Origin of the sequence: Flavobacterium sp. ACAM 123 (assembly GCF_000264055.1) — a bacterium.
Lineage (GTDB): Bacteria > Bacteroidota > Bacteroidia > Flavobacteriales > Flavobacteriaceae > Flavobacterium.
Window position 1 is genome coordinate 1 of record NZ_AJXL01000137.1, and the last position, 8,227, is coordinate 8,227.

Below are 8,227 nucleotides of genomic sequence, written 5' to 3' on the forward strand. Positions count from 1 at the left end.
CTTCGGGATGGGTACTACGAGGATACCGCCGCGATCAGGGCTAAAAAAATCGTAAATTCCATCTAAATGGCATCTAGATAAATTACTTAGAAAAAATTCCTGACAACTTAGATAGTTGCTACACAAAGTAAAGGCGGATTTGTAATCCGTGTATATGAAGAAAATCAAATATCACAAAAACTACAACTGTAAAAAGTTGTAGTTTTGTTTTTTAGCGCAATTTTAAAAATGGTAGCAAAATATAAAATACTTGATTGCTCTTGTTTAGAGAATTAATTAGAAGTTGATTTAATATAGATGGCGGACACGGATTGCAAATCCGTGCTATCGGGTGCAAATAAAGTATCTGAGTATACCATTCTAGGTGCAATAATGGCTGCTGAGAAAACAGCTAGTATAATTATTGATGTGCGTAACTAAAGTTTAAATATGGATGCTATCCTTTTTGTAATAAGTATTGTGTTTTTTATTATCGGAGTAATCATAATGAAAAAAAACAAATTTTATAAGTATGATACAAACGACATGTTATTTGCAACGAAGCTCAAGGTTTTCTTAAGTGGTTTCCTTTTTAGTTTAATAGGTCTTTACGGTATCGTTAGTGAAGGCTTAAAAATCATTTAATAAAATTTGAGAAATAAAATTAGTAATTCATCTCTTACCGAGCTAGTGCAAGCGTCCAGCCTGTGCCCGCAAATAAAAGTCCTTAAAAAAATCATAAGACGCAAAAAACTAACTTTAACTAATGACTCAACACTTTAGACAAGCCATACCATCCGAAATCCCTCAAATTTGGGCTATTTTGCAACAAGCAATCGCACGTAGAAAAGCAAACGGCAGCGATCAATGGCAAGACGGTTATCCAAATCCGGATATAATACAAAATGACATAGACAAACATGCAGGATTTGTTTTGACCGAAGGAAATATCATCATTGGTTATAGTGCTGTATTAATAAACGACGAGCCCGCTTATGAAAAAATAGAAGGCCAGTGGCTTACTAAAGATGATTTTATTGTGGTTCATAGAATAGCTATTTCAGAAAGTCATTTGGGAAAAGGTTTGGCCAAAAAGCTTTTGGGGTTCATAGAAGATTTTGCAATAAGCAACGACATTTACAGCGTCAAAGCAGATACAAATTTTGATAACTTTGCTATGATGACTATTTTTGAAAAATTGGGTTACCGCTATTGTGGTGAAGTGTATTTTAGAGGAAGCGCCAGAAAAGCATACGAAAAAGTAATCGTTAAAAACGAACTCCAATAAATACAAGTTGATAACCTAAATTACTGTTCATTTGCAGAATAAAAATGACCAAACCCTTTTTCGAAAACCATGAAAAAAATAATTCTATTCGTTTTCATTCTCCTCTACTTCACCCAGTGTGGTTCTGTCAAAAAACACAATGCCCATCTAACGGAACTAATTCCTATAGCGCAATTAAAATCGGATGTCAATTTTACATATAGAAAACTACAAAAATTACACCCCAATCTTTATTGGTACATTAGTAAACCTGCCTTAGATTCTAAATTTGATAGTTTAAAAACAAGAATTAGTAAACCTATTACTCCGCTGGAATTTTATAAAAAATTAAGCCCTGTTGTAGCTGCGGTTAGGCAAGGTCATAGCTACCTCTATCCTATTTCAACGCAAATGACGAAAAAAGAAACAAAAGCATTAATTAAAAAAGGAACAGGCCCCTTCTCTCAGTTTGATTTTGATTTTTTTGACAACAAATTGTATGTCGTGAAAAATAAATCCTATGACAAAAGTATAAAAGCAGGTAGCGAAGTGATTGCCGTGAACGGCATAAAACCATTAGATCTAATCCAGGAATACAACCACTACTATAGTTCAGACGGTTACAATACCACTTTAAAAACCGCTACTTCAGGTAAGCGCTTTACTTCTTATTTTACAGTAGAAAATGGCATTAAAGACAGCTTAACTTATACCTTAAAATACAACGATAGCATCCGATTAGTTACTATCAAACGATACAAAGAAGATACGATTAAAAAAAAGGAACCCAAGACCCATAAAAAAGTGACTGCGCTCGACCGAAAAAAATCAAGAGCAACTAGGAGAAAAAAAAGGATAAATGGTTATAATACCGATTCGAGTAATTACAATAGAAACCTAGATTTCATGGAAAAAGACAGTAGTGTCGCCATTATGAAAATCAGAAGTTTTAACAAAGGGAATTTCAGAACTTTTTACAAAGAAAGCTTTCACAAAATTGAGAATTATGAATCCAGCACCTTAATTCTTGATTTAAGAGATAATGGCGGCGGAAGATTAAATGAAATTGTTGATTTGTACTCGTATCTCGGTGACTCTACTTTTGTTTTTTTAGATAAGTCGGAAGTAGTTTCCAAATCAAGTTTAATGGAAGGTGCCTATTTAAATGGAGGTTCCTTTGGTGTAAAAATGCTAAAAGCAATATACGCACCTCTGGTATACGGCTATTTGCTGTTGACTGTCCATAAACACGGTACGGCAAAGAATTGGTATGCTACCCACACAAGACCACATAAGTTAAGTACAAATGCTTTTAAAGGAAAAATTTATGTCATGATAAACGGAGGAAGTTTTTCGGCCTCTAGTCTTATATCTTCCAACTTAAAAAGCTCTAAAAGGGTAACCTTTGTGGGAGAAGAAACAGGTGGAGCCTTTAACGGAACCGTAGCGGGATTTATGCCTGTCGTTAAACTACCCCATTCTGAATTGAAGATTAGAATAGGATTAATGATGATGACTCCTAGTCATAAAACGGAAATAAAAGGGCGCGGTATTTTCCCCGATAAGGAAATTAGTACTACCCTTGAAGACCAACTGAAAGGAAATGACCCTGAACTCAATTGGATTTTAAAGCATCTAAAAACCAATAAATAAGGTTTATAAGAATTTATTACTAAAACAAGTATATATGCGCAACTAAAAACTCAACACAGATTTCATAGATTAAATCCCATTAATCATTCTAAACTGTAATGAAAAGGCTTGTAAAGGCTACGATGGAGTGAAAGTAGATAGTTTTACTATTTTTGGTATCAATAAAAAAGACATCATGAATAGTACCCATGATGCTTTTTTATGTTCCTAAACCCGAAAGAAATTCAAATGCTTTCTAGCATTTCTTTTCTTTTTATTTTTCCGTTTTCTGTCTCAATGAATTTATCAATATAAAAAACTTCTTTTGGCTTTTGAAACTTCTCCAATGAAGTATAAATGTGCTCATCTAACGGTTGCTTCTCCCCTTCAATAACCAAAACTAATTTTTCTCCCAATACAGCATCTGCAATTCCGCCAACAAAAAATCGAGAATGAATTCTCTGTGATAATTTCTCCTCGATTTGCTCTGGAATTAATTTGATTCCGCCGCTATTAACAACATTGTCAATTCTACCCAAAAGAATAAATTGATGATCATTTACTAATTCCACTAAATCATTGGTTACAATTTGTTCATTAGAAATTTTGGGAGCATCAATCACCAAGCAATTCAATTCATTCTGCGAAATTTTGATATTAGGTAAAATTGCAAAAGCGTCCTCCCCTACTTTTTTGGCAGCGATATGCGTAACCGTTTCTGTCATCCCATAGGTCTCATACACTTCTATTTTTAACTTTAAAAGACTTTTCTCCAGTGATTTGCTCATTTTGGCACCGCCAACAATCAATTTTTTGATGTTTTTCAATCCTGCCAATGAATTTTCAGCCTGTAAAGGGACCATGGCTGCAAAATCATATTTGGTTTCGTTCTTTGTCAATGGATGTGAACTTGGCGCAACAAAATCGACATCTAATCCTAGAATAAAACTGCGAACCAGCATCATTTTTCCCGCAATATACTTAGTTGGCAAACAGTACAATGCTTTATCACCAGGGCTTAATTCAAAAAAATCTCCAGTAGCCAAGGCAGAGTTAACCATCATTTGTTTATCTGTTCTGATCATTTTTGGGACACCCGTAGTTCCCGAAGTCTGTAAGTCTATATAGGAATTGTCATCAAACCAATCCAATAAAAAATCACCAATCGATTTCTCAAATTCGTCTCCTTCTTTTATCAAACAGTAGGATACTCTGCATAAATCTTTTTTATCCAGATGAAATCCATTCAATTTAAAATGATTGTGTACGTTTTTATAAGTTACTTCTTTCATTATCAAGCAGTTGTTTTAAATGGTGTTACTATCTTGTGCTTTTATTTTACCAGTCAATTTTTCTTTCCAATTGGTCCACTGGTATTTCTTACTAAAGATAAATAAAAGTATCGGGTAAATGACTACTACAGGCAATATTACATCTAAACCTGCTTCGGGTTCAGATATGTTCTTAAATATCGAATGTGTTTGAAAGGCAGACCAATCTGAAGTTACTAACAAAGATCCTATTAAATTGTTAGCCGCATGAAAACCTAAAGCTAACTCCATTCCCTCATCCATCAATGTCAACAATCCCAGAAACAAGCCTGTTCCTATGTAATACACAAAAATAATATTCCCTAATTTTGAAACTTCCGGATTACCAAAATGTACTGCGCCAAAAATAATAGATGTCATTAAAAGTGGGAACCATTTGTGTTTAACCAAATTTCCAAACCCCTGCATCAAATACCCTCTAAAAATATATTCTTCGGTACTTGTTTGAATAGGAATTAACAGCGTTCCAATAATAACTAATATAGCGAAGGATACAGGTTTAAAATTCAATACAAAACCATCTGGATTGGTATAGTAAAAAAATAAAGTGGAAACAATTGTAAAAAGTGCCCATAAGGAAAAAGAAAAAAACACCCTATTCCAATCTATTTTTGATCTTGCTGTAGTCACGGAACGCATCGTCTGATTGTGCAAGTAACGTACCACAAAATAGATTCCTCCCAATGTAAAAACAAATGAAATAAGAATAAAAAATAAAGTTAAATTCGGATCAAAAAAATGCATCATATCGTTAGAACTAGAGGAATAATGAACTCCTTTGACAGTTGTTGCATATGTGATTCCTAATAACCAAGGAAGCTGTCCCACAAATGAGGCAATAATAATTACAGCCGAACCTATTAAATATTTCCAAAATTTATTCTGTGAATGTACTCCCTGTTCTATAAACATGTATTTTTTCTTTAATTATATGTGATTTGTTAGACTATCAAAGTCTATTTTTGTTCCTTCTAAAAACACTTTTTTTATTTCGAATTGCGTTAATATCAAAAAAAAACAGAAGATGATACAAATATACCATAATCCACGATGTGGAAAATCAAGAAACTGCATTGCCTTTATAGAAGCGGCAGAAAAAGAATATGAAATCATAAAATATCTGGAAAATGCTCCTAGCACTGACGAAATAGTATCGCTACTTAAAAAACTGAATCTTACACCATTGGAGTTAGTCCGCCAAAAAGAAAAGATTTGGACAGAAAACTTTAAGAATATAAAAATGACAGACGAAGCTATTATCCAGGCTCTTGTGTCTTATCCAATTCTTATCGAAAGACCTATTGTACTGAGCGGGGACAAAGCAATTATTGGCAGAGATTTAGGCAAAGTGGCCCATTTTATATAACCGACAGGGGTTTATTTAACAGACTTTTGTGAATTGTCTATTAAACCATATCTATTTTTTGTAGTCAAATTTGCATAACTTAAAAAAGCACTAAATGCATCAACCTTTAAAATACCTTTTAACACTTACTTTATTTCTATCCTTTTTTATGAGTTTTGCTCAGCAACGAGGGCCAATTTCGGAAAAAATTAAGATAACAGGAAATGTTATTGAAAAAAATACCAAGCAACCTCTTGAATACGCAACAGTTACTATTATAAATTCAAAAAGTGCAAAAGTTGTAGCTGGAGGCATCACAAGTCCAAAAGGAGAATTTAATATTGATGTATCCCCTGGAATCTACACTATAAAAATTGAGTTTATTTCTTTTAAATCTATTCAAATCAAAGAACGTACGCTAGACAAAAACATTAGTTTAGGCACTATAGCTCTTATAGAGGATGCCACACAATTAAATTCAGTCGTTATTAGAGCAGAGAAATCTACTGTTGAAATAAAACTCGATAAAAAAGTATATAATGTAGGACAAGACATGCTGGTTAAAGGAGGAACAGTAAGCGATGTACTAGGTAATGTTCCTTCTGTTTCTGTTGATATTGAAGGAAATGTAAGTTTAAGAGGTAGCGCAAACGTTCGTATCTTCATTGATGGTCGTCCTTCTAATGCTTTAAACATGGCCGAAGCTTTGCGTCAGATTCCTGCAGATGCGATTGATAAAGTAGAAGTAATCACGAATCCTTCCGCGCGTTATGATGCTGAAGGAGGAGCTGGTATTTTAAACATTATCCTAAAGAAGGGGAAAAACCAAGGATTCAACGGTGTGTTCATAGCTTCAACAGGAATTCCTGAAACCTACGGCATCAGTGCCAACTTAAATTACAAAACTGAAAAACTAAATTACTTTACTTCTACTGGTTATAATTATAGAACTACTCAAGGAGGAGGATTAACTGATGCAGAATATTTTAATCCTGACGGTTCTACTAATAAATATATCGATGAAAGTCGCAATACAGAGAGAACTAGAAAAGGAATAAGTACAAGATCTGGTGTAGAATGGACCATAAATCCAACTACTTTTTGGACCAATGCTATTAATTATCGAGAAAATACTGGAAAGGATGAAGACTTAGTGAATTTTAATAATTTTGATAGCAACAGAGCTTTCACTTTCAATAATTTCCGTCTAAATGACGGAAATGATAATAGTAATGACTTTGAATTTTCATCTAACTTCATTAAAAACTTCAATGATAAAGGTCATAAATTAACCGCTGACGGATCATTTACCAAAAGTAATGACAAAGAAGATTCCTTTATTAACGGGGTTAACACCACCTTTCCTGAAAGATCTACTTCAACCACCACGCTCAACGATGAAGTTCAAGAACAATATCAATTTCAAGCTGATTATGTTTTACCTATTGGAGAAGGAAGCCAGTTTGAAGCAGGATACAAAGGAAATTTCAATAACTTAGATAAAGATTATAATATTTCCTCTAATGATAACGGCAACAATGTTGGTAATTTCTTATCAAACACATTGCAATACAAAGAGAAAATTAATGCGCTTTACACACAGTATGGTTTCAAAGTAAATAAATTTTCTTATTTATTTGGTTTACGTTGGGAAGACACTAACATTGATGTGAATTTACTGGGTACACAAGAATACAACAACAAGAAATACAATAAGTTTTTCCCAAGTGCTTTTGCTACTTACGAGATTTCAGATAAAAGTAGTGTCTCTTTAAGTTACAGTAAACGTTTATCTCGACCTAGAGGACGCTTTTTAGACCCAACTCCTAATGTTTCTAGCAATATAAATATCTTTCGAGGAAACCCAGATTTAGATCCCTCTTTGACTGATAAATTTGACTTTGGATACATTAAGCGATGGGATAAAGTGACTTTCAATACCTCCATGTATTTTGAAAACACAGTTGATGTATTTTCCTTTGTCCGTTATGAAAGTGGCGAGTTTGTTGATGGTACCCCAGTAATTCTTAGTACGCCTATCAATATTGGAAAAGAACAAAGATTTGGATTTGAACTCTCTCTAAATTACAATCCATCTAAAATATGGAAAATAAATAGTAGTTTTAATCTATTCAATACAAAAACTACGGGAGATTTCATGTATACCAATTCACAAAACAAGGTAATTGTTCAAAACTTGGATAATGAAGCTTTCTCTTGGTTTACCCGCATTAATTCTCGTTTAACATTACCCTACAAAATTGAGTGGCAAGCGAGCGTTATGTATTTTGGACCTAGTAGAACAGCCCAAGGTAGAAATCTAAGTTTAACTATGGTCAACACCGCTTTTAGTAAAGATATCATGAAAGATAGAGCGACCATTTCTTTTAACGTAAGTGACATTTTTAACTCCAGTAAAAGAAGATCAGAAACTAATTTACCGAGTGTAAGTTCTTACAGTGAATTTCAATGGAGAAAAAGACAATTCAATTTATCATTTACGTACCGAATCAACAAAAAGAAAAATGAAAGAGATAAAAATGCTGCAAAAAGCAATGAAGAAGAAGGCGGCGGATTTTAATGTACTTTGATGAAAGTAAATACAAAAAAAGAAAAGACGTAACGGTAAAACCGGTTTACCGTTTTTATTTGTGTACTAACTAACTAAAACCT

General features: G+C 33.5%; 6 protein-coding genes. 4 read left to right on the forward strand and 2 right to left on the reverse strand.

The window, feature by feature from the left end; translation table 11 throughout:
• Positions 1-745: 745 nt before the first annotated feature.
• Both A3SG_RS0116560 and A3SG_RS0116565 read left to right on the forward strand, forming a co-directional pair.
• On the forward strand, positions 746-1,267 hold the full coding sequence (locus A3SG_RS0116560; RefSeq protein WP_016991124.1) for a GNAT family N-acetyltransferase: 522 nt from the start codon (positions 746-748) through the stop codon (positions 1,265-1,267).
• A 69-nt stretch (positions 1,268-1,336) separates the two neighbouring features.
• The gene (locus tag A3SG_RS0116565) at positions 1,337-2,899 is read left to right on the forward strand and encodes a S41 family peptidase (RefSeq protein WP_016991125.1); all 1,563 of its coding nucleotides are present in this window, start codon (positions 1,337-1,339) and stop codon (positions 2,897-2,899) included.
• A 224-nt stretch (positions 2,900-3,123) separates the two neighbouring features.
• On the opposite strand, the gene A3SG_RS0116570 is transcribed toward A3SG_RS0116565, so the two are convergent.
• Together A3SG_RS0116570 and A3SG_RS0116575 are read right to left on the reverse strand one after the other, a co-directional pair.
• A complete protein-coding gene (locus A3SG_RS0116570; RefSeq protein WP_016991126.1) occupies positions 3,124-4,170 on the reverse strand; it encodes an AMP-binding protein in 1,047 nt (348 codons plus the stop codon).
• Between the two features lie 15 nt (positions 4,171-4,185).
• Positions 4,186-5,121, reverse strand: coding sequence for a CPBP family intramembrane glutamic endopeptidase (locus A3SG_RS0116575; protein WP_016991127.1), 936 nt, complete (start codon positions 5,119-5,121; stop codon positions 4,186-4,188).
• A gap of 112 nt (positions 5,122-5,233) precedes the next feature.
• On the opposite strand from A3SG_RS0116575, the gene arsC reads away from it, so the two are divergent.
• Positions 5,234-5,575 carry an arsenate reductase (glutaredoxin) gene (arsC, locus tag A3SG_RS0116580; RefSeq protein ID WP_016991128.1) on the forward strand — a complete coding sequence of 114 codons (342 nt, stop codon included), beginning with the start codon at positions 5,234-5,236 and terminating at the stop codon, positions 5,573-5,575.
• A gap of 94 nt (positions 5,576-5,669) precedes the next feature.
• A complete protein-coding gene (locus tag A3SG_RS0116585) occupies positions 5,670-8,135 on the forward strand; it encodes an outer membrane beta-barrel family protein (RefSeq protein WP_016991129.1) in 2,466 nt (821 codons plus the stop codon).
• Positions 8,136-8,227: the final 92 nt, after the last annotated feature.